Source organism: Mesorhizobium sp. M0991, assembly GCF_040318915.1.
GTDB lineage: Bacteria > Pseudomonadota > Alphaproteobacteria > Rhizobiales > Rhizobiaceae > Mesorhizobium.
Genome location: NZ_JAMYNE010000006.1, coordinates 97081 through 114112 on the forward strand (window position 1 = coordinate 97081; position 17032 = coordinate 114112).

The window sequence follows — 17032 nt, forward strand, 5'->3', positions numbered from 1 at the left end:
AAGTTGCAGGCTGTTCGGATCAGGACCATGCGCCAGGCATCAGCGCATGACCCCGAAAAGTTGCAGGCTTTTCGGATCAGGATCATGCGTCAGGCAAGAGCCGAACGCATGAGCGTCAACCGCGCTCAGCGCGTCGACCTCGAAGTCGTCGCCGATCTTATCCCGCCGCAGTCGCGGGTGCTGGACGTCGGTTCCGGCGACGGGCTGCTGCTCGAATTGCTGCAGGCTACCAAGAAGGTCGATGGCCGCGGGCTGGAACTGTCGCAGCGCGGCGTCAACGAATGCGTGGCGCGCGGCCTGTCGGTCATCCAGGGCGATGCCGACAAGGATCTCCAATTCTATCCCGACAAGGGTTTTGATTTCGTCGTCTTGTCGCAGACCCTGCAGGCGACCCGCAATCCGAAGCTGGTGCTCGACGAACTGCTCCGGATCGGCAACCGCGCCATCGTCTCATTCCCGAATTTCGGCCACTGGCGGGTGCGCTTTTCGTTGCTCTTCAACGGCCGCATGCCGGTGACCAAGGACCTCCCCTATTTCTGGTACGACACACCCAACATCCATTTTTGCACCATTCGCGACTTCGTCAATCTGTGCGACGAGCTTGGCGCGACGGTGGAAAAGGCAACCGCGCTCGACGCCAACGGCCAGCGAATCGGCTTCTCGATGCCGTGGTGGTTCTGGAACTTTTTCGGCCAGCAAGCGGTGTTTCTGCTGAAGCGATAGGTTTGACAGGCAGAAGCAACGATCCCCGATCTGCGCAAGAAACCATATTTTCAATTTTCCAGCCAATGAAGTTGCCCGGCAGTTTTTGTTGCTTTAACAGGGTCTATCGGTTGGTTTGGGGGAAGCAATGAAGACAATAATATTAGCGACAGCTTTGATATCGGTCGCTTTGATCTCCGGATGCACGACATCGAAGACCGATTTCCAGAATGGACAAGTCGCGTTGAGCGGCAGCCCGGCGCTGAAACGACAGGCGATCCAGCGGTGCATGACCAAGTTCAAGATGCGGTTCGGCAAGGTTGAAAGGGCAAACCTCGCTGCGCTCATGAACGTCCCGGACGCCGGACTGGACCACACGTTCTGCACGCGATTGATGAACGGCTTCGCGAACGGCAGGATCAACTACTCGGATTACCTCGCTGCATTGTCGCACGGCGACATGTCCAACGCGATCAAGGTGCTGCAGGGGCGGTGAAGCTGCCGATGATGCGGACGCGATCCAAATTCGGTGCCGCCGGCCAAACGGCGACACCATAGAAATAGAAGCTGCCCTTAGCCGCTCCTCTTCTATTCAAGCAAGACGACGCGCAGCCTTCGCGGCTTTGCGGGAGGCCTGCCTGTCACCTGAGAGACTTTTCCGACCAGCACCGATGATTTCCCCTCGCCTGCGCTGTCCTTATCGATGAGCGCGCCTGGATGGTCCGGCGGCCGGGATAGAGAGGTGATCCATGGGATCGTTGCAAGGTCAGAATGTCGTCGTCGTCGGAGGCAGCCGTGGTGTTGGCCGCTCCATCGCGGAGGCCGCCCTCAAGGAGAAAGCGACGGTGCTGGCCGTCGCCCGCGGAAAACAGGCTCTGGCGCAATTTGCCTGGGAGGTCTCGGGTGTGAAGACGCTCGCGGTCGATGCGACGGTGGACTCCGCCCCCGATAAGGTCTTCGCCGCGCTGGAGCCGGACGTGCTGGTGATCTGTGCAGGTGCGCTGGCGCCTTCCGCGCCGGTGCATGAACAGAACTGGAAGGCGTTCTCCGCAAACTGGGACACGGACGTCAAGGCCTCGTTCCTGTTTTGCCGGGCCGCTCTGCGGCGTCCGCTCAAGCCGGGAACCCGGATCGTTCTGATCTCCAGCGGCGCGGCCTTGACCGGCGGGCCACCGAACGCCGGCGGCTATGCCGGCGCAAAACGCATGCAGATGTTCCTGGCCGGTCATAGCCAGAAGGAGGCCGACCGGCTCGGCCTCCGCCTGCGCTTCATGGCGCTCGCGCCGATGCGCATCATGCCGGAGACCGGCGTCGGCAAGGCCGGCGTCGACAGCATCGCGGCCTATATGGGCATCCAGCCGGCGGACTTCATCGCCGCCATGACCGACATGCAAACGCCGGCCGATGTCGGACGGGCGGTGGTCGCGCTCGCCACCGGCCAACCGCAAGGCAGTTCCTTCATGGTGAGCGGGAGCGGCCTTGCACCGGCCGCCTGAGGCGCGCGTAATGCGAACCTAACCCGGAAGTCCCATGACAGACGCTCAGCCACCTCTGGACCCAGCACGCCAGCCGATTCTCGATCGGCTGGCCTTCGAGAAGGTCACGGCCGCGCATCGCCGCGAGCTCAAGCTGCATTGCTATCGCATGATGGGTTCGCTGCACGAGGCCGACGACCTCGTCCAGGACACGTTGCTTCGCGCCTGGCGCGCAAGATCGGAGTTCGACGGGCGGGGTTCGGTTCGCGGTTGGCTCTACATGATCGCGACCAACGCTTGCCTCAACGCCATCAAGGCGAGGTCGAGGGCGCGTCGCATTCTCCGGGAACCCGGACGGCCGCCCTCCCACGGGGCGGCCATGGGCGGGCCTGTAGCCGACATCGCCTGGCTGGAGCCCTACCCCGACGCGGAGCTTCCAGACATTGCCGGCAGCGAGCCAGGTCCGGAAGCTCGTTACGAGAGCCGCGAGGCCGTCCAGATCGCCTTCGTCGCCGCGATCCAGGATCTGCCGCCCAGACAGCGCGCCGCGCTGCTGCTTGCCGACGTCCTCGGATGGTCGGCTGTCGAGGCGGCGCGTTTGCTGGGCGGATCGACGGCTTCGATCAACAGCGCGTTGCAGCGGGCCCGCGCAACGCTGGCGGCGCGCTATCCTCAGGGACGGCCGGCCAGCCGATCACGGCCCAGCCCCGAAGAAGGCATGCTGCTCGAACGCTACATGCAGGCCTGGCAGGCCGCCAATCTCGACAGCTTGATCGAGCTCCTGCGTGAGGACGCCATCTATACCATGCCGCCCTGGCGCGAATGGTATCAAGGCCGCGAAGCGATCCGCGGTTTCTTCGAGACCGTTTGGCCGAGGTTTGGCGGCTTCCGCACGCTGGCCACCCGCGCCAATGCCCAGCCGGCGGTCGGGGTTTATTCCCGCAGCCACGATGGCCCTGAATGGCGGGCCCATTCCCTGCATGTGTTCGACGCGGCCGAGGGCGGGATCGCTTCCTTGACGATCTTCATAGGGCCGCTCGGGCCATCTCTGTTCCCGGCCTTCGGCCTGCCACCAGCCTAGCTTACCCCTGGCAAGCCTTACCGGTCGAGTTCCGGGAAATACGGGTCGGAGAAAAACCGCCGGTCGCGCTCGCCTTGCAGGCAGTCGATCGGTGCGTCGACGCGGATCGTCCTCGGATCTTCCCTGGGATACTCGATGCCGCTGACCTCGAGGATCAGTTTGCGGCGAGTGGCGGTGGCGAATTCGGAAGCAGCATAGATCGGCAGCACGAACGAGCCCGGCCCGCCGGTAACGCATTCGGCATAATACCGGTCGAGATGACTGAAGGTAGGTGACGGGCTGATCAGGATCGGCAGGCCGTTGATGACGATGCCCTTCGCCAGCGCCGCATCGCGTGCCGTTGTGACCGGCAAGCCGGTGTTGTTTGGGCCGTCGCCCGAGACGTCGATGACGCGGCGTTTGCCGGCGAAGGCCGTGCCGTTGAAAAGCTCGGCGCCGAAGGCCACTGCACCGGAAATCGAGGTGCCGCGAAAGCTCCTGAACGGGCGGGCCGCGATCTTGTCGGCGAAAGCGTTGGCGCTCTCCTTGCTGTCGACGACCTGCCAGGCAATGACCGCATCGTCGCGGATCGTGCCGGCCCATTCGAAATAGGCGATGGCGATGCGGCCGGAGGTGCCGGCACGCACGGCGTTGATGAAGTCGGGGTGGCGCAGCGCCGCGACATAGCCGGCGCGCTGCAGGGCAAACTCCCTTTCATCCATCGACTGCGAGATGTCGACGGCCAGCACCAGTTCGACATCGACGGCAATTGCATTGGCGGGCGCGGCCGCAGGTGCCGCCGGGGTGCAGGCAAGGCAGGCGAGCAGGGCGAGAGCGTCAAGCATGGCCGATCGGAACGTCCCCATCTGAAACGATCGCGACAGTTTTTCGCCGCGATCGCGGCGAAATAAAGCTTGCCTTCTATTTCTTTCGGCCAGCCGAGGCGATAGCCAGGGGCGGTTCGATGGCACCTGCCCTGATACGGGCGGGCTTGAGTGGCGGTTGGCCGGCATCCTTGACGATGGTCAACGCCCGCCGGAAAAAGCGGGCATTGTGCTGGCCGCGGCCGATATTGAGGATCGCGGCGTCGGGAAGGCGCTTCTCCAGCATCGACAGCACTTGCCTCAGCGTCGGGCCGTCGAACGCGTCCAGCGCCTCGTCGATGATCACCCATTTCGGCCGTCGCAAGGCGAGCCTGGCAAAGGCCAACAGACGCTGCTCGTCGTCGCTGAGTTCACGCTCCCAGCGCGCCGAGCGATCGAGCGAGGACGACAGGCGCTGCAGCCCGACATCCGCCAGCACCTCCGAAATCTCGGCATCGCTCGCCTCCGCCGCGCCGTCTGAATGGTTGAGCACCTCGCGCAGCTTGCCGAGCGGGAAATAGGGCGTACGCGGAACAAAGATCGGCGCTTCTCCGGCCGGCATGCCGATGCGGCCGCTGCCCCATGGCCACAAACCGGCAATGGCGCGGAAGAACAGCGTCTTGCCGGCGCCCGGATCTCCGGTGATCATGACGCGGTCGCCGGCGCGGATTTCAACATGCGGCTCGGCAAGCTTGGTGCATCCCTCCGGCGAGGCAATCTCAAGTTTCTCGAAGGTGAGGCTGCCGTCCGGATTTTCGCCGAAGGCGATACGCCTTTCCGTATTGTGCAGCGCGTCGGTGTCGCCGAGCGCGATGCGGAAGTCGGCGACCCGCATCAGCGTGGCGCGCCAATCGGCGATGCCGCCGATATTGTTGATGAACCAACGCAGCGAGGAATGGACCTGGTTGAAAGCGCCGACTGCCATCATCAAGCCGCCAAAGCTGATATCGCCGGCGAAATAGACCGGTGAAGCGACAAGGATCGGCGCGACGACAGTGATCCAGCCATAGGTGTCGGTAACCCAGGAAAGATTGATCTGGGCGCTGTAGATGCGCCGCATGGCGCCCAGCACCATGCCAAGATCGAATTCGAGGCGGCGCCTGGCATCGGCCTCGCCATGCGCGAGCGCGATGGCATCGACATTCTCGTTCACGCGAACCACCGAGGAGCGCAGCTCCGCTTCGCGCGTATAGCGATCGTTGTTGAAGCGGATCAGCGGCCGCCCGACCAGCCAGCTCAACCACGAAGCGGTGCCAGCATAAAGGATCGCCGCCCAGACCATGTAGCCGGGTATGGCCAGCGAATGGCCGCCTATGTGGAAGACGAAGCCGGAAGACAGCGACCACAGAACCCCAACAAAGGAGGCAAGCAGGATGCAGGACTGCAGCAGGCCGATGCCGAGGCCGGTGGAAAGATCGGAGAGATGCCCGGCATCCTGCTGCAGGCGCTGGTCGGGATTGACGCCGATGGCGCCGGCATGGGTCAGCCGGAAGGCACGCGCCGGCCGCATCCATTCGTCGATCAGGTCGAGCGTCAGCGCCTCGCGCAGCTTCAGGCGGAGCATCTGGTCGAGCCAGGTCAGGCCGACATTGAGCACCACAAGCCCGCCGGCGATGCCGGCAAAGACCAGAAGCTGATGCAGGAAAGCCGGCATGTCGCGCCGCGCCAGCGCGTCGTAGAAAGGCTGGTTCCAGCGATTGAGCAGAATCTGCCCGATCGAGCTCGCCACGATGACTGCGACGATGCCGATCGCGGCCCAAAACAATTGCCTTCGCACTGGCGAGGTGGTCAGCGCCAATTTGATTGTTGCCAGCTGCTCACGCAGGCTGCTGGCTTCAATCGACGTGGCAAGCTTCTGGGCACTGGCCTCGACATCCGGAAGATCAGCCATGAGTGGATCCTTGCATTCGGAAGCGGTGCTGAAACCCGGTCATAGAATCGACCGCGTATGCCTTCAATCGGGCAGCCAACCTGTCCGCGACAGATAGGTGAGAAAAAGCCTGCGTCGGATCACGAACGCGTCATCTTGGCGGCGCCAGACGTTCGGTCCGCGACAGCCGGCCAAGCGTCGGCGCGCCATGCGGCGAGAGAACCGGCACGAAGACACGGCGGGACGCGCGCTGGGCAACCGGCACGCCTTGATAGAGCCGCTTCTGCGCCTCGACGACGATAACGCCCGAAAAGATCGGCCAGAAGCGCCGGCCGGCGCGTTCCAGCACATTGTGGAACTGCATCATGAAGCGTCGCGGCGACGGCGGGAAGAACAGCGCATCGGACCACGCCGCCGGCGTGAAATTCGCTTCGCGCAGCAATTCGGTCAGCTGGCCGCGCGAGAACGGCCGGCCATTGCCGAAAGGCGTGTGCTCGAAGCGCGCCCAGACGCCGCGCCGGTTGGGCACGACGATGACGACACGGCCGGCCGGCGACAGCACCCGCCAGATCTCGTTCAGCGTCTCGCGCGGGTTCTCGACATGTTCGAGCGAATGGACGAGCAGCATGCGGTCGATGCAGGAATCGACCAGCGGCAGTTCCTCATCGAAGACCAGGGCGGTCGCTGTCGGCCCGGTCGCCGGCCAGACCACTGCGCCCTGCGTCGCCGGCATGAAGGCAAAGACACGCTCGGCATCGCTGCCGAAGCGCTCCAGCCACGGCAAGGTGTAGCCGAGGCCGACCAGCCGCTCGTTGGGCACGACGGCCCATATCGAGGACAGCGCCATGGTGATCGAGCGTTCGGCCAGGCGGCCGAGCGTGGTCGAATAAAACGAACGGAGGTCGACAATGTCTGAATGCATGGGCGGAACGGTAGCTTCGAAGCAGTCCAAGTTCAACAAAGGCAGATGACATCGGCTGGCAGGCGCCCTATGTCTGCGCCAATAAAGGGAGAGATACGATGCCGGTCGAGATCGAACAATTCATGTGCCGCAGCGACAATTTCGGCGTGCTGGTGCATGACCCGAAAAGCGGTCAGACGGCGCTCATCGATGGGCCCGAGGAGGCGCCGATCCTGGCGGCGATCAAGCGCACCGGCTGGACCCCGACGATGATCCTGACCACTCACCACCATCTCGACCATGTCGAGGCCAATCTGGCGCTGAAGGAGCGTTTCAAGCTGCGCATTGTCGGGCCGGAAGCCGAAAAGGCAAAGATTCCCGGCATCGACGAAACTGTCGAGCAAGGCTCGGTCGTCCACCTCGGCGACGAGCGGATCGAGGTCATCGCCACACCCGGCCACACGGCAGGCCACGTCACCTATCATCTACCGGCGTCGAAAGTGGCATTCGCCGCCGACACGCTGTTTGCGCTCGGCTGTGGGCGGCTGCTCGAATGCAAGCCGCCGGTGATGTACGAATCCTTGAAGAAGCTCGCGGCGCTGCCGGCCGAGACGGTCGTCTATTGCGGCCATGAGTATACGCTGGCCAATGCCCGTTTCGCGCTGACCGTCGACCCGACCAATTCGGCGCTGAAAGAGCGCGCCGCGAAAGTCGAGGCGCTGCGCGCCGACGGCAAGCCGACGCTGCCGACGACGATCGGCGAGGAACTGTCGACCAATCCGTTCCTGCGCTGGCACGATCCGGCGATCCGCAGGCATCTCGGCCTGGAGAAGGCCTCCGACGCCGAAGTGTTCGCCGAGATCCGCAAGCGCAAGGACAATTTCTGAGCGGCGCCAGGAGCTAGGGTCATGACCAGTTCCGCCGAAATCATCGCCCTGCTCGGCCTGAAGCCGCATCCGGAAGGCGGCTGGTATGCCGAGACCTTTCGCGACGGCGCGGCAGGCACGCGCGGCCATTCGACGGCGATCTATTTCCTCCTCGAGAAGGACCAATTGTCCGCCTGGCACCGGGTCAAGGACGCGGCCGAGGTCTGGCATTTCTATAACGGTGCGCCGCTGGCGCTGTCGATACACCGAGAAGGCGGTCCCGTCATCGAGGAGATCCTCGGTACGGCGCTTGCCGCGGGCGAGCGGCCGCAGATCGTCGTGCCGGCAGGCTGGTGGCAGTCGGCACGCAGCCTCGGCGAATGGACCCTGGTCGGCTGCACCGTGGCGCCGGGTTTCGATTTCGCCGCCTTCGAACTTGCCGAACCAGGCTGGCTGCCGGGCACGCCCTAGGCACCTAGCCCAGCAGGAAACCCAGCGTGATCGCGAGCTGGCCGGCGTAATACAGCGCCCAGACCGCATGGCGCACCCAAATGCGATGCGGCGAGATGGCGGGCAGCAGGAACCTTTCCGAAGCGAGCAGCCCGTCGGACAGGATGAGCAGGACGATGCCGCCAATGACCCAGACGCTGTTCAGGGTGAGCGCCGCAATGCCCATGGCAAGCAGTGCCGCGGCATGCACACCGATCGGCAAACGCAAGGCGGGGCCGACGCGGCGCCGGAGCGCGAAAAGCATGGCCAGCACCGACACGACCATCGCCAGCACGATCGCTGCCCGCCATGGCTCGGCCGAAAGCAGTCCGAGGCCGCCGCCGGCACGCAGGAACAGCACGACGTAAAGCACATGCGCGGCAAGAAAGCTGGCCGTGCCACCAAGAAATGCCTTCTCGCCGTCGCGCGACAGGAAGGCGTCGCCGATGGCACTGGCGCCCAGCGCGGCGACGAGCAGCCATGGGCCGCCCTGCTGCACGACCAGCACCGCCAGCATTGCAACCGCCAATGTCCTTGCCGCCGACCGCGAAAGACGCGGCCGCATGCCGAGGCTGAACGCGTAAATCACCGTCGCCGCCAACGAAAACACCAGCGTCGCATTGGCATTGGCATCGATGCCGCCGGGAAACGGCATCATGCGTTTGCCTCGCTCGTAGCCCTCTTGCGCAGGAACAGCGATTTCGCCGCCAGCGCCGCGCCGCCGGTGATCAGCACGCAGGCGGCGAGGATGCGCCATGACGGCTCGGCGAAGCCGGCGGCGATCAGCACCAGTGTCGACAGCAGCGGCGCGGCATAGCTCGCCGCCCCCAGCACCTGGATGTTGCCGCGCTTGACGCCTATGTCCCAGGCATAGAACGCCGCCCCCACCGGCATCAGACCGAGGCCGAGCACGGCCAGCCACTGGCCGGCGCCGTCGGGCAGCACCGTCTGTTCAAGCAACAGATGGCAGACGAGCGAAAGGGCCGCGGTGGCGGCGCAGAACCAGGTGACGGTGCTGGTCGGTACCGACGGGAAGCGCCGCGACAACAGCGAATAGGACGACCACAGCACCGCACAGACGCCGGCCATGGCGTAGCCGAAGGCATAACGCGCATCGAAGGCAAGCCCGCCGCCCTTGGTGACGATCAGGACCGTGCCGGCAAGGCCGAGCAGCGCGCCGACGATATGGTTCCAGGCCAGCCGCTCGCCAGGCATCAGCGCCGATCCCAGCACGATCAGCAGCGGCCACAGATAGGCGATCAGACTGGCCTCGACGGCCGGCGCATTGCGCAGCGCGGTGAAGTAGAAAAAGTGGTAGCCGAACAGGCCGGCAATGCCAATCACCCAGACTTTGCGTGGTATTTTGACCTGGCGCGGTGTCTTCGCGGCGCCGTCGGCTGCCGGCATGAACAGCCGGGCAACCAGCCCGACGCAGGTGCCGATCGTAAAGGTGATTGCCGAAAGCAGGAACGGCGGCACGGCGCCCGAAGCATCCGTAAGCAGCGCCAGCAGCGCCCACATGGCGACCGCGGAGAAGCCGATCAGTGTTGCGCGCGCCATATCCGTCGCCCCCGTGCCCATCGTTGGCGGCGCACCATCACGCCTATTCGTTTGCTTCGAACCGCTCCGCGCTGATCGTCAACGGGCCGATTTGCGTGCTGACCGTGGCGCGGATCGGCGCATATACGCCGCTTTGGCCGACCGGTGCAAACGTCACCATGATGCGGCTGCGTTTCTTCAGGTAGTTCAGCGCCTTGCGGTTCTTGCGGTAGCCGGCCACCGGCTCGAAGCCTAGCCTGCAGGTGACCGTATCGCCCTTGTAGCCGGTCACCGAGATCGACCCTTTCGACTCGTAGGTCAGTTTCAGATCGGCACGCATTTCGCCGTCATAGAGCTTCACCGTGCGCCCGCAGACCTGGTCGAGGCTGTCGGCATGGATGACGGTCGCGGCCATCGGATCGAGGACGGATACGAGATCGCTGCCGACCAGCGGTATCCAGTTGTTGGGATTGCGCTTCTTCGGCTCAGGCACGACCTTGGTCGAGGTGACGACGCCGTTGGCAAACTGGATGTCGATCATCGATGCCTTCTTGCCGGACGTGTAGTCGGCGTGGAACGCTTGCGGCTGCAACTGCTTGCCCGAAATCTTGCCCTTCGACGAGATCGTGCCTCGCGTATCGTCGAACAAAGTGGCGAGCCCGGCGGCGGAGACGCTGCCCTCGATCGAATAGGTGTCGCCCTCGTAATCGCTGGAGAATTTCGCCTTGGCCACGGAGAGGCCGAGGAACGACACCGAATACTCGCCCGTGAAGGATTGCGGCTCTGCGGTCGAAGCCGTCGTCGACAGCACGACGGCCACCAACACGATCAGGGCATGGAGGAAAGAACGAGGCATGGCGGGTCCTTGATTGTCGACCGGACGGGCGGCTCCGGTCTGGCATGTCCCTGTGCGACCGTTTATAGGCTGAATTCCGGCCTTAATGTGAAAGGCGGCTTCGGCAGGAAACGCTGGGGCTGGTCGGTGGGAGCTGACGGAAGCCGGAAATGAAAAACCCGCCTCGGTGGGCGGGTCGGCGGTGCGAACCAGCACCATACCGAAATTAATAGCATAGCTGCCGGCACAAAGCAAGAACAAAATGTGGCGCCCTCGACGAATTTGCCGATCTCTCCCTTGCGGAGGAGATGGCCGGCAGGGCAGAGGGGGTGTTACGGATCGCCAAGGTTCAGTTTATCCTCCCAGTGCCGAGAGTTTTGGCTGCAACGGTGCTAAGTCGGAGGGACAGCCCCTCTGGCCTGCCGGCCATCTCCTCCGCAAGGGGGAGATCGGCAGCTTCGCTGGTAGCGCCTTCTCCGAAAGTGCGATTCCCCTCTTCCGAGCAACCCCAAGCTTGACGCATCGGCGAAATGCAACTATGGAACGCCAACTTTTTCCATAAGGCCGCCTGACCGAAACCGCGCGCCACCCGGCGCGGGTCGAATGTTTGGCCAGGACCGAGAACCGAAGGTTAGTATCATGTCCCGCACCTGCGAACTCACTGCCAAGGCAGTCATGTCCGGCAACAATGTGAGCCACGCCAACAACAAGACCAAGCGTCGCTTCCTGCCCAATCTCGTCAATGTGACGTTGATCTCGGAAGCGCTGAACCAGAATGTGCGCCTGCGCATTTCGGCCAACGCGCTGCGTTCGGTCGAGCATCGCGGCGGCCTCGATGCCTTCCTGGTCAAGGCTGACGCCAAGGAATTGTCGCAGCGCGCCCGCCTGTTGAAGAAGCAGATCGCCAAGAAGCTCGCCGAACGGCCGGCCGCCTGAGTTTTTCGGCGGCAGCCGCCTTCCAGGGCGTGACCGGGGTTCCGGATCGGGTTCCGCTGGTTCCATCACCCAGGATAAAAAAATGATTTTCCTCTCGCGGTACCTGCCCTTCGTGGCGGCCATGGCACTCGTCGTCGTGGCTTCGAACATCCTTGTGCAGTTCCCGATGCAGGGTGCAATCGGCGGGCTGTCGCTGGCCGACATCCTGACCTGGGGCGCCTTCACCTATCCGTTCTCCTTCCTAGTCACCGATCTCGCCAACCGCCGCTACGGCCCGGCGGTGGCGCGCAGGATCGTCTTTGTCGGCTTCATGACAGCGGTGGTCTGCTCGATCGTCATCCCACCGCTGCTGTTTCGCCACGGCCTGATCGAATTCGAGACCGCCGCCGACCGGCTGGTGCGCATTGCCGCGGCGTCGGGCGCGGCCTTCCTCACCGCGCAGTTGCTCGACGTCACCGTGTTCAACCGGCTGCGCCGGCAGAGCTGGTGGCGCGCACCGATCGTCGGCACGCTGGTCGGCTCCGTCTTCGATACGGTGGTGTTTTTCACCGTCGCCTTTGCGGCGGCTTTCGCCTTCGCCGGGCCGAACGACGGCTTTGCGCTGGAGACCGCGCCGCTGATGGGCGTGCTGCCGGTCGAGACGATGCGCTGGATATCCTGGGCGCTCGGCGATCTCAGCGTCAAGCTGGTCATAGCGGTGGTGGCGCTGATCCCTTACAGGCTGCTTGCCGCCCGCTGGAGCCAGCCGGCACTGGCGGCATAGAGCATGATCCCGAAAAGTGGGAACCGGTTTTCGGACAAGATCATGCTCAAAGACTATCGAGCATGATCCCCTGGCTTCAACTGGACTCGGCAAAAACGCCTGACGGCGGACAGGAACTCCGCCTGAAGCGGCGCGGCGGCGAATTCTCGATCATGCTTGGCGCGAACGAGCTGATGAACAGCCGGCTCAGCGGTTCCGAAGAGGCGCTGGCCAAACTGTCTTGTCAAAGGATTGCCGGCCGCCTGAACCCAAGCATCCTGATCGGCGGCCTCGGCATGGGCTTTACCTTGCGCGCGGCGCTGGCCGAGCTTGGCGCCGATGCGAAGGTCACCGTTGCCGAACTGGTACCGGCGGTCGTGACGTGGGCGCGCGGCCCGATGGCCGAGGTTTTCGACGGCTGCCTTGACGACCGGCGCGTAGGCATTCGCGAGACCGATGTCGGTCAGCTCATCCGATCGCAAGCATCGGCCTGGGACGCGATCCTGCTCGACGTCGACAACGGCCCCGAGGGCATCGTCTACAAGGCCAACGATGCGCTCTACAGCGGCACCGGCCTGATCAGCGCGAGAGCAGCTCTCAAGCCCGGCGGTGTGCTGGCGGTCTGGTCGCAGGGCCCTGACGCAGGTTTCACCCTCAGGCTCAAGCAGGCGGGCTTCACGGTCGACGAGGTTAAGGTGCGAGCTCACGGCAAGCGCGGCGCCCGTCACATCGTCTGGCTCGCGAGCAAGGGGCAATAGGCCCCTTGTTGGACGCCGCCCGATACCCCGACGAACCTCTACTGCGCGTTCTGAAGCTCGGCAGCGAGCGCCTGCAGCAGCCCGCGCGTGCCCTCCTCGCGCCCTTGCGCTGAATCGACGCCATCGAAGAACGCACCCTGTTCGGTATAGGTCAGGCGGGTGCCGTCGCCGGAAGGTGCAAGCTCGACGGTGGTGAGAGACGCCGACAGCGGCTGCGGCCCGACCGCCATCCGGTAGGAAAATACGATGCGCCGGTCAGGGACGATGTCTTGGAACTGCGCATCGAGCCTGATTTCCGGGCCGCCCTGATAGCTGAACCGCGAAACCTCGCCGCCGCCGACACGGAAATCGAAGGTGAATTCGGCGATGGTGAAGCCGTCACCTTCGACGCGCCAACGCCGCACCGTCGCCTTGTCGGCAAAGGCAAAGAAGACGCGCTCGGGCGATTGTGGATAGGTCCGCTCGATCGTGAAGGTCGAATGGATGACGGAGTGCTCGTCGTTCACGGGCGCAATCTGGTTCATTTCTTGTCGTCCTTTTCCTGGTCGTGGAGTGTTGCGTTCGGTTGGGAAGTCTCCGCCAGGATCTGGCCGAGACGGTCGAGGTGGCGTTCGGCCGGCGTACGGCGCGCGGCGATCCAGTCGGCGAGCGGGGCGAGCCCGCCGGGCTCGATCCGGCAGGTGCGCACGCGTCCGACCTTCTCGCTTCGGATCAGCCCGCACGCTTCCAGCGCCTGAAGATGCTGGAGCACGGCGGCGAACGTCATGCCGAACGGCTCCGCCAACTGGCTGACGGTGGCCGGCCCGCGGCTCAGCCTTTCCAGGATTGCCCGGCGCGTCGGCTCGGCAAGAGCTCGCAGGATGCTGTCGATCTCGGAATACTTAAGCATAGACTTGAGTGTCCCTTCGATGGCACAAATTGTCAAGTCTTGACTAAAGTGTTTTTTGCAGGCGGCGAATCTGGCTGGAACCCGCAGGTTATTGCCAGGGGGCATTGCCAAGGGAAATTACACGAGCTGCGAAACGGCGCGGAAACGCCAGCATCGCCGTCAGCCGGTCAATGGCCGATCGCGCGTCAATCCTCGTGCAGGATGAATTCCAGATAGAGGTTGCGCTGCAGGATCGAGTGGTTGTCGTCGGACATCAGCGACACGATCAGCGCGCCGTCGTCGCGGGTCCAGACGTCGAGGGCTTCCATATTGTCGATCTGGTAACCCATGTCGGCTTCAAGCAGCACCGGCCCGTCGGCAACGGCGCCCTTCTCGACGCTTTCGCCATAGATGCGCCGCAGACGCATCTTGACGCCGCCGGCCATCGAAAAACTGCGCTCCAGAAGCAACAGGTCGCCATCCGGCAGGAACGCGCCGTCGGTGATATCAAAATCGCCATTGCGCTTGACGGTGAAGACGCCCTTGCGAGGCCCTTCGATGATCGCGGCAAAGATGTTGCCGGCTTTGTCGAGGCTCTTTTCCGACACCACGACCAGCCCGCCCGCGTGCTGTCCGTAAGGATGGGCGCGGGTGACGGTCTCAAAGCCCCGATTGCGGCGGAGTTCCCCGGCCGGGATCAGGAAGTCCAATTGCCTGAACGGCGCCTTCATGTCGTCCGGGTCGATCTTGAACTCTGCGATACGGTGATCGCGCTCGAAGCCGACCGTGGCGATGCCGTCCTGGACCGCGAGGCCTTCGGCATCGACCGCCCATTTCTCGCCGATCGGCTGGCCGGCCGCATCGACCATCTGCTGCATGCGAAAATTCTCGATGCCGGAAGGCCGCTTGTCGGCATCGTGGACGAGAGTGCCGAAGAACCAGAAACCAGTGTCGGCGACGCCGATGAAATCGCTGCCGGGCTTGAGGAACCGAAGCGCCGACAGCGCGCCGAAATCGCGCGTCGGCGAGGTCATTTCGAGCCCGCCGACGAATTCGAGCGGCCCGAACTGTTTGTCCGGCCGGCCGATGTGGAATTCGCTGATCGGCCGTGCCGAGATTTCGGCCGGCTCGACCGAGGCCGGGCCGGCAGCGATAGCCGGCGCCAAACTGATGCCTAACAACGCAGTGGCGGCCAAAAGCTTCTGCCAAAAGCCGCCGCGGGAAAAAATCATCCGGCGCGCCGCATGCTGCCGCGCCGCGTATCGCGCACAGTTTCCTCGGCGAACAGCGAGGCCAGCTGTTCGGTCATGGCGCCGGCCAGCTCTTCGGCATCGACGATGGTGACGGCGCGGCGATAGTAGCGGGTGACGTCGTGGCCGATGCCGATGGCCAAAAGCTCGACCGGCGAGCGCGTCTCGATGAGTTCGATGATGGCGCGCAGATGCCGCTCGAGATAATTGCCCGGATTGACCGACAGCGTCGAATCGTCGACCGGCGCGCCGTCCGAGATCATCATCAGGATCTTGCGCTGCTCCGGCCGCGCGATCAGCCGGTTATGCGCCCACAGCAGCGCCTCGCCGTCGATGTTTTCCTTGAGCAGGCCCTCGCGCATCATCAGCCCGAGATTGCGGCGCGCCCGCCGCCACGGATGGTCGGCGGATTTGTAGATGATGTGGCGCAGATCGTTGAGCCGGCCGGGGTTCGGCGGCTTGCCTTCCTTCAGCCATTTCTCGCGCGCCTGCCCGCCCTTCCAGGCGCGGGTGGTGAAGCCGAGGATTTCGACCGAGACGCCGCAGCGTTCCAGCGTGCGCGCCAGGATGTCGGCGCAGGTCGCCGCGACGGTGATCGGGCGGCCGCGCATCGAACCCGAATTGTCGAGCACCAGCGACACCACCGTGTCGCGGAATTTGGTGTCGCGCTCCTGCTTGAAGGACAGGGGCTGCATCGGGTCGATGACGACGCGCACCAGCCGCGCCGGATCGAGATAGCCCTCTTCGAGGTCGAAATCCCAGGAGCGGTTCTGCTGCGCCATCAGGCGACGCTGCAGCCGGTTGGCCAGCCGCCCGACGACGCCGGAAAGGTTGGCGAGCTGCTTGTCGAGGAAGGCGCGCAGCCGGTCGAGCTCCTCCTCTTCGCACAATTCCTCCGCGCCTACGGTCTCGTCGAAGGCCGTGGTGAAGACCCTGTAGTCGATCTCTTTCGGCAGATTGGTGAAGGGGTTGTCGTTGCGGCGCGCCTCGCCGGGCGTCTCCGCATCGGCGTCGTCATCGTCGGAGAGATCCTCGGCGGTGGCGTCGGAGGCTTCCGTCTCGGCCGATTGCTCGTCGTCGGACGATGCCTCGGTATCCTCGGACTGCGACTGCTCGGAGCCGGAATCGTCCTCGCCGCCCTCTTCGCTCTGCTCCTCGCCTTGCGGCTGGTTTTCGTCGTTGTCCTCGGAGTCTTCCGTCTCCTGGTCGTCGCCGAGCTCCTCGGCCATCTCCATGGAGGCGAGCATGTCGCGCACGACGCGGGCGAAAGCCTGCTGGTCGTCGAGCTTTGCCGACAGCCCGTCTAGGTCGGCGCTGGCCTTTTCCTCGACCCAGGGGCGCCAGAGATCGACCAGCCGTTCGCCGCTCTTCGGCGCAGTGCGCCCGGTCAGCTTTTCGCGCACCATCAGCGCCAGCGCTTCCTCGATCGGCGCGTCGGCCTTGTCCTTGACGTCGACGAGGTTGGCCCTGGCGTATTTGTCCTCGAGCATCGAGCCGATATTGTCGGCGACACCCTGCATGGCGCGAGAGCCGATCGCCTCGACGCGGGCCTGCTCGACCGCGTCATAGATGGCGCGGGCCTGCTTGCCTTCCGGCGCCAGCCTGGTGTGGATGCGCACATCGTGGCAGGCGCGCTTCAGCGCCATGGAATCGCCGAGCCCGCGGGTAATGGCGATGTCCGCCTTCGAGGCCTTCTTCGGCAGTTCGGGCAGCCGGGCGCGGCTGCCGGCCAGCGCCGGCCGGTCCTTGGCGAAACCGACTTCGAGATCCTTGTCGCCGGCGATCGCGCGCATGCAGACGGTGACGGCACGCTTGAAGCTGTCGTTCTCAGCGCCGGTCTTGGATTTGTTTCGCGTGTTGTCGCCCGGACCCGCCATC

The 17032-nt window shown here is 64.4% G+C and carries 19 protein-coding genes; 9 read left to right on the forward strand and 10 right to left on the reverse strand.

The genetic code is table 11. The features are described 5' to 3' along the window. Positions 1-108 precede the first annotated feature (108 nt). From metW to NKH70_RS11515, 4 genes are all read left to right on the forward strand, one after another. Positions 109-723 (forward strand): methionine biosynthesis protein MetW, encoded by a 615-nt coding sequence (metW, locus tag NKH70_RS11500; protein WP_352714580.1) that lies wholly within the window; start codon positions 109-111, stop codon positions 721-723. A 223-nt stretch (positions 724-946) separates the two neighbouring features. Further along, entirely contained in the window at positions 947-1198 is a 252-nt protein-coding gene (locus tag NKH70_RS11505) for a hypothetical protein (RefSeq protein WP_352714204.1), read from the forward strand. Between the two features lie 253 nt (positions 1199-1451). Beyond that, positions 1452-2198 carry an SDR family NAD(P)-dependent oxidoreductase gene (locus NKH70_RS11510; RefSeq protein ID WP_352910319.1) on the forward strand — a complete coding sequence of 249 codons (747 nt, stop codon included), beginning with the start codon at positions 1452-1454 and terminating at the stop codon, positions 2196-2198. A gap of 34 nt (positions 2199-2232) precedes the next feature. Continuing rightward, positions 2233-3258, forward strand: coding sequence for an RNA polymerase subunit sigma-70 (locus NKH70_RS11515; protein ID WP_352714207.1), 1026 nt, complete (start codon positions 2233-2235; stop codon positions 3256-3258). 17 nt (positions 3259-3275) lie between these two features. On the opposite strand, the gene NKH70_RS11520 is transcribed toward NKH70_RS11515, so the two are convergent. From NKH70_RS11520 to NKH70_RS11530, 3 genes are all read right to left on the reverse strand, one after another. Further along, positions 3276-4082 (reverse strand): DUF1194 domain-containing protein, encoded by an 807-nt coding sequence (locus NKH70_RS11520; protein WP_352714209.1) that lies wholly within the window; start codon positions 4080-4082, stop codon positions 3276-3278. A gap of 76 nt (positions 4083-4158) precedes the next feature. Next, positions 4159-5991 (reverse strand): ABC transporter ATP-binding protein/permease, encoded by a 1833-nt coding sequence (locus NKH70_RS11525; RefSeq protein WP_353025275.1) that lies wholly within the window; start codon positions 5989-5991, stop codon positions 4159-4161. 130 nt (positions 5992-6121) lie between these two features. Then, on the reverse strand, positions 6122-6892 hold the full coding sequence (locus NKH70_RS11530) for a class I SAM-dependent methyltransferase (RefSeq protein ID WP_352489400.1): 771 nt from the start codon (positions 6890-6892) through the stop codon (positions 6122-6124). A gap of 98 nt (positions 6893-6990) precedes the next feature. On the opposite strand from NKH70_RS11530, the gene gloB reads away from it, so the two are divergent. Both gloB and NKH70_RS11540 read left to right on the forward strand, forming a co-directional pair. Next, a complete protein-coding gene (gene gloB, locus NKH70_RS11535; protein WP_353025276.1) occupies positions 6991-7758 on the forward strand; it encodes a hydroxyacylglutathione hydrolase in 768 nt (255 codons plus the stop codon). Positions 7759-7779: 21 nt separating this feature from the next. After that, entirely contained in the window at positions 7780-8208 is a 429-nt protein-coding gene (locus NKH70_RS11540; protein WP_352714212.1) for a cupin domain-containing protein, read from the forward strand. Positions 8209-8212: 4 nt separating this feature from the next. On the opposite strand, the gene NKH70_RS11545 is transcribed toward NKH70_RS11540, so the two are convergent. Genes NKH70_RS11545 through NKH70_RS11555 form a run of 3 tightly spaced genes read right to left on the reverse strand, consistent with a single transcriptional unit; the run spans position 8213 to position 10621 of the window. Further along, positions 8213-8884, reverse strand: coding sequence for a lysoplasmalogenase family protein (locus tag NKH70_RS11545; RefSeq protein ID WP_352714214.1), 672 nt, complete (start codon positions 8882-8884; stop codon positions 8213-8215). Further along, positions 8881-9786, reverse strand: coding sequence for an aromatic amino acid exporter YddG (gene yddG, locus NKH70_RS11550; RefSeq protein ID WP_352714216.1), 906 nt, complete (start codon positions 9784-9786; stop codon positions 8881-8883). Before yddG ends, NKH70_RS11545 begins: the two co-directional genes overlap by 4 nt. Positions 9787-9829: 43 nt before the next feature. Then, positions 9830-10621: a DUF3108 domain-containing protein gene (locus tag NKH70_RS11555; protein ID WP_352714218.1), complete on the reverse strand. Its 792-nt coding sequence runs from the start codon at positions 10619-10621 to the stop codon at positions 9830-9832. Positions 10622-11239: 618 nt separating this feature from the next. On the opposite strand from NKH70_RS11555, the gene rpmB reads away from it, so the two are divergent. From rpmB to NKH70_RS11570, 3 genes are all read left to right on the forward strand, one after another. Beyond that, a complete protein-coding gene (rpmB, locus tag NKH70_RS11560; protein ID WP_352714220.1) occupies positions 11240-11536 on the forward strand; it encodes a 50S ribosomal protein L28 in 297 nt (98 codons plus the stop codon). A gap of 82 nt (positions 11537-11618) precedes the next feature. Continuing rightward, positions 11619-12299, forward strand: a complete 681-nt coding sequence (locus NKH70_RS11565) for a queuosine precursor transporter (RefSeq protein WP_352714222.1) — start codon at positions 11619-11621, stop codon at positions 12297-12299. A 62-nt stretch (positions 12300-12361) separates the two neighbouring features. Next, the gene (locus NKH70_RS11570) at positions 12362-13036 is read left to right on the forward strand and encodes a polyamine aminopropyltransferase (protein ID WP_352714224.1); all 675 of its coding nucleotides are present in this window, start codon (positions 12362-12364) and stop codon (positions 13034-13036) included. A 38-nt stretch (positions 13037-13074) separates the two neighbouring features. On the opposite strand, the gene NKH70_RS11575 is transcribed toward NKH70_RS11570, so the two are convergent. The 4 genes from NKH70_RS11575 to cobT form a co-directional block, all read right to left on the reverse strand. After that, positions 13075-13560 (reverse strand): SRPBCC family protein, encoded by a 486-nt coding sequence (locus tag NKH70_RS11575; RefSeq protein ID WP_352714226.1) that lies wholly within the window; start codon positions 13558-13560, stop codon positions 13075-13077. Further along, a complete protein-coding gene (locus NKH70_RS11580; protein ID WP_292664933.1) occupies positions 13557-13925 on the reverse strand; it encodes an ArsR/SmtB family transcription factor in 369 nt (122 codons plus the stop codon). Before NKH70_RS11580 ends, NKH70_RS11575 begins: the two co-directional genes overlap by 4 nt. Positions 13926-14110: 185 nt before the next feature. Beyond that, on the reverse strand, positions 14111-15136 hold the full coding sequence (locus NKH70_RS11585) for an esterase-like activity of phytase family protein (RefSeq protein ID WP_353025279.1): 1026 nt from the start codon (positions 15134-15136) through the stop codon (positions 14111-14113). Beyond that, complete coding sequence (gene cobT, locus NKH70_RS11590) at positions 15133-17031, reverse strand: cobaltochelatase subunit CobT (RefSeq protein WP_352714230.1); 1899 nt, start codon at positions 17029-17031, stop codon at positions 15133-15135. Before cobT ends, NKH70_RS11585 begins: the two co-directional genes overlap by 4 nt. Between the last annotated feature and the right edge of the window lies 1 nt (position 17032).

Bases quoted from the DNA above. Each gene is read 5' to 3' on its own strand.
- gloB (WP_353025276.1), top strand. From the start codon at position 6,991: ATGCCGGTCGAGATCGAACAATTCATGTGCCGCAGCGACAATTTCGGC.
- NKH70_RS11530 (WP_352489400.1), bottom strand. From the start codon at position 6,892: ATGCATTCAGACATTGTCGACCTCCGTTCGTTTTATTCGACCACGCTC.
- NKH70_RS11510 (WP_352910319.1), top strand. From the start codon at position 1,452: ATGGGATCGTTGCAAGGTCAGAATGTCGTCGTCGTCGGAGGCAGCCGT.
- NKH70_RS11540 (WP_352714212.1), top strand. From the start codon at position 7,780: ATGACCAGTTCCGCCGAAATCATCGCCCTGCTCGGCCTGAAGCCGCAT.
- NKH70_RS11570 (WP_352714224.1), top strand. From the start codon at position 12,362: ATGATCCCCTGGCTTCAACTGGACTCGGCAAAAACGCCTGACGGCGGA.
- NKH70_RS11520 (WP_352714209.1), bottom strand. From the start codon at position 4,082: ATGCTTGACGCTCTCGCCCTGCTCGCCTGCCTTGCCTGCACCCCGGCG.
- NKH70_RS11525 (WP_353025275.1), bottom strand. From the start codon at position 5,991: ATGGCTGATCTTCCGGATGTCGAGGCCAGTGCCCAGAAGCTTGCCACG.
- cobT (WP_352714230.1), bottom strand. From the start codon at position 17,031: ATGGCGGGTCCGGGCGACAACACGCGAAACAAATCCAAGACCGGCGCT.
- NKH70_RS11515 (WP_352714207.1), top strand. From the start codon at position 2,233: ATGACAGACGCTCAGCCACCTCTGGACCCAGCACGCCAGCCGATTCTC.
- NKH70_RS11565 (WP_352714222.1), top strand. From the start codon at position 11,619: ATGATTTTCCTCTCGCGGTACCTGCCCTTCGTGGCGGCCATGGCACTC.
- rpmB (WP_352714220.1), top strand. From the start codon at position 11,240: ATGTCCCGCACCTGCGAACTCACTGCCAAGGCAGTCATGTCCGGCAAC.
- NKH70_RS11575 (WP_352714226.1), bottom strand. From the start codon at position 13,560: ATGAACCAGATTGCGCCCGTGAACGACGAGCACTCCGTCATCCATTCG.
- metW (WP_352714580.1), top strand. From the start codon at position 109: ATGAGCGTCAACCGCGCTCAGCGCGTCGACCTCGAAGTCGTCGCCGAT.
- NKH70_RS11580 (WP_292664933.1), bottom strand. From the start codon at position 13,925: ATGCTTAAGTATTCCGAGATCGACAGCATCCTGCGAGCTCTTGCCGAG.
- yddG (WP_352714216.1), bottom strand. From the start codon at position 9,786: ATGGCGCGCGCAACACTGATCGGCTTCTCCGCGGTCGCCATGTGGGCG.
- NKH70_RS11545 (WP_352714214.1), bottom strand. From the start codon at position 8,884: ATGATGCCGTTTCCCGGCGGCATCGATGCCAATGCCAATGCGACGCTG.
- NKH70_RS11555 (WP_352714218.1), bottom strand. From the start codon at position 10,621: ATGCCTCGTTCTTTCCTCCATGCCCTGATCGTGTTGGTGGCCGTCGTG.
- NKH70_RS11585 (WP_353025279.1), bottom strand. From the start codon at position 15,136: ATGATTTTTTCCCGCGGCGGCTTTTGGCAGAAGCTTTTGGCCGCCACT.